A 2,992-nucleotide genomic window follows, 5' to 3' on the forward strand; every position below is an offset into this window, starting at 1 on the left:
TCAGCGTCAAGTTAATTGAAACTTACGCACAACTCTTAATTCACTAATGGAGTAACGGGTCATGGATAAGCAAGTTCTTAACTGCCACCGCTCACGCGCCAGAATGGAGATTCAGACTCACGGCGGACGTGTCACTGGCTGGCATCCTAAATTACCCATTGTCTACGCTATTGCACCGCTGAGCGGCCCTCTATGGCCGGTGGTGGAGGTGGCCGAAAATTGGGCGGCGTGATTAAAACCATCCGTACATCAAATATCGATGGTTGTACCGTTATCTGGAGGTAATTATGCCGGTCACCCTGGTAATTAAACTCACACATACGGAGGAAGGCATTAACGTTGAGTCAGAGATTAACACGAAGGCAGATTATCACTGCGTTCATGAAATGGCGCATGCGACTGCGACAATTGAATATGCCCGACGCGCAGCGCAGGAAATAAACGAATTACATAACAGGCGTAACACACACTGGAGACATTAAATGCCGATAGAAATGAAAATAATCATTGAAGAGGATGCTACTGGTGTTGGCACCCGCATTATGGCCGAAGGTCCGTGTACCGAGGCTGAGGCCCGGCAGGCACAATTCATTCATAAAACGGTAATTGCTGCTCTGGAAAGTCGTAAAGGCTTTAAGCGCAATGATAGCGATGTTTGTGAAGTAAAAAAATTAGCATACCAAACTCAGAAGGAAATAAAAATGTCCACTAATACCGCGAATAAAAATGCTGATATTAAAGTACCAGATGGCTTCTGGATGGATGCACGCGGTGCGCTTATTCCTGAGTCTGTAATTAAACCCGTCGATAAAGAACGCGATGCGCTGGTTAAAGCGCTTGTTGAATGAGCAAAGCCGCTGCAGGAGGCTCTGCGCAAGTTTAAAGAAGATGCATTTGCCGATATTCAGGCGCTGATTGATCTTTCCGCAGAGCGGTATGGCGCTAAAGTTGGCGGCAGAAAAGGTAATGTCACCATGTATACCTTTGACGGTCGATTCAAGGTGCAACGTGCCATGCAGGAGCATATCGCTTTTGATGAACGTATTCAGGCGGCTAAAGCGCTTATTGATGCCTGCGTGGCCGAGTGGACGCAGGATGCGCGACCAGAGCTGCTAGCAATAATTGACCGCACCTTTTCCACCGATAAAGAGGGGGAAATTAACCCCGGACGTGTTCTGCAGCTGCGCCGTCATGAAATCACCGACCCGCGCTGGCTGGAGGCCATGAATGCGCTCTCTGAGGCGGTTCAGGTGGTGGGCAGCAAGAGTTACATTCGACTCTATGAACGTATCGGCGACACAGACCAGTATCGCCCTATCTCACTGGACGTGGCGGGAGTCTGATACATGAATATGAAAACTGAGAACTCAGCACATAATAATTATGGGCTGTACGCTGTGGGCGCGGGCCGCGCTGAGCGTAATGGAGAATGGGGTAAGGCTGCTGAACTGTGGCAGTCTGCCCTGAGTCATGCCCGCACCAGCCATTGTCGCCATTGGGCTGAGGCTCGTATCGCTTATTGTTCAAATGCTGCTGCACCCGGCTGGGGCGGGGTGAATGAAAGCTAAAGCGTTTAATCAGGCTTATGCTGTCGGTAGCCATTTTATCTATCAGCCCTGCAAGGTTTTGCGCGGCAGCTATCCGGCCAGAACCGTCGCCGAAGCGCGGGACTTTAATTGTGGAACCATTGTTGAAATAGACCGCGAACCGTTTTTTGTTAAGACCGAATCGTTAACGCCAGCGAGCTGAATTTAAAAACGATTTAAACCGAAATAAACCATCTTTTAATTATGGCGTAAACCGTCAGGGGCGGCTTTACACCTGAATTAAGGAATCAGTATGAAAATCATTAATTCCGAATTTGCAGAATTTATTCAGGATTTAAAATCATGGCATGAGCAAAAGGTTGCCGATCTCCAGCTTGTTCTTGATAAATCCGATGCATCTATATCTTTGGGTAATGGATTGCCAGATATTGAAGCCGGTAGCGATAAAGCTAAAGGTGTACGCATCGGTATTATCCTCGCTTTAAGCGTGTTGGGTGAGCTGCCATTTTCATTTGATAAGGATGATGACGATGGCGATCAATAAGCTGCAGTGGGTCGGCATTGAAAACGCGCTTAAATCTGGCACACCAGTTCGCTTCCTGTATCAGGGGCATGAAATTTATGTGATGAAAATACGTACCAGCGAAACCAAAATGGCCTACATCGTCAGCGAGGGAGATCATGCGCTGCTGGGTTTTCTGAAGGAGGATGATAAGGCTTACAACCCGCTTTCAGAGGTGTTTCTTCGCAAGAAGCTGATTAACCCCCATGCGCGAATCGCGCGGTCTATTGCTAAAGAGCGCAGCGGCAAAGCTTATCTGAAACGCAAAGAGAACCGTTACCTTACTGAAAAATCCACAGAGGTTATTGAGACCTTATTCCCCACGGCTAAAACAGTGGTTGCACATTTCAGGAAAATCAAAGAGCTGGAGCTTGCTGCAGGTTCGTTTGCCGATCTGAACTCTGCCACCGGAGGTGATGATGCTTAATGTTACCGGAGCGTTGTACCAGCAACCTGGCAAGGGTAGAGTCTTAGGACGTGGTGTAAATTTGGAAGGATGGTGAGCGCCATTGGCTTATCCGGTAAGGTAATGGTTAATTAGACAATTATCTCAGAAGGAGTCAACCGATGGCCGACAACAGCATGACATTCAGCAACACCCTGATGCAACTCGGCGGTGAGGACTTTCTGCGTGAACTCACCGAATTTATGCTCAACCGCATCATGGAGGCCGATGTCACTCAGCGCATCAACGCAGAGCCTCATGAGCGCAGTGACGAGCGGGAGACCTACCGTAACGGCTACCGTGACCGTCAGTACCACACCCGCCTCGGTACCCTGGACCTGCGTATACCGAAGCTGCGTGAAGGCTCGTACTTCCCGTCCTTCCTTGAGGCCCGCAGGCTGTCGGAGAAAGCACTGAACGCGGTAATCCAGGAAGCGT

6 protein-coding genes and 1 pseudogene are annotated in these 2,992 nt (G+C 49.1%); all 7 read left to right on the top strand.

Translation table 11 applies throughout. The annotated features are described in order from the left end of the window. Positions 1-61 precede the first annotated feature (61 nt). Positions 62-232: a hypothetical protein gene (locus tag BBW68_RS06535; RefSeq protein ID WP_245675218.1), complete on the top strand. Its 171-nt coding sequence runs from the start codon at positions 62-64 to the stop codon at positions 230-232. Positions 233-701: 469 nt separating this feature from the next. Continuing rightward, positions 702-1,343, top strand: a pseudogene (locus BBW68_RS06550) (DUF3164 family protein). A 3-nt stretch (positions 1,344-1,346) separates the two neighbouring features. Further along, a complete protein-coding gene (locus BBW68_RS06555) occupies positions 1,347-1,568 on the top strand; it encodes an ANR family transcriptional regulator (RefSeq protein WP_070134504.1) in 222 nt (73 codons plus the stop codon). Further along, entirely contained in the window at positions 1,558-1,749 is a 192-nt protein-coding gene (locus BBW68_RS06560) for a hypothetical protein (protein WP_070134505.1), read from the top strand. Before BBW68_RS06555 ends, BBW68_RS06560 begins: the two co-directional genes overlap by 11 nt. A gap of 90 nt (positions 1,750-1,839) precedes the next feature. After that, on the top strand, positions 1,840-2,091 hold the full coding sequence (locus BBW68_RS06565) for a hypothetical protein (protein ID WP_070134506.1): 252 nt from the start codon (positions 1,840-1,842) through the stop codon (positions 2,089-2,091). A gap of 79 nt (positions 2,092-2,170) precedes the next feature. Beyond that, positions 2,171-2,536 carry a hypothetical protein gene (locus BBW68_RS06570; RefSeq protein ID WP_222563070.1) on the top strand — a complete coding sequence of 122 codons (366 nt, stop codon included), beginning with the start codon at positions 2,171-2,173 and terminating at the stop codon, positions 2,534-2,536. 140 nt (positions 2,537-2,676) lie between these two features. Then, positions 2,677-2,992, top strand: a 316-nt coding sequence (locus BBW68_RS06575; RefSeq protein WP_186821255.1) for a transposase, incomplete at its 3' end; no start/stop codon positions are given.

Origin of the sequence: Candidatus Erwinia dacicola (assembly GCF_001756855.1) — a bacterium.
Taxonomy (GTDB): Bacteria; Pseudomonadota; Gammaproteobacteria; order Enterobacterales; family Enterobacteriaceae; genus Erwinia; species Erwinia dacicola.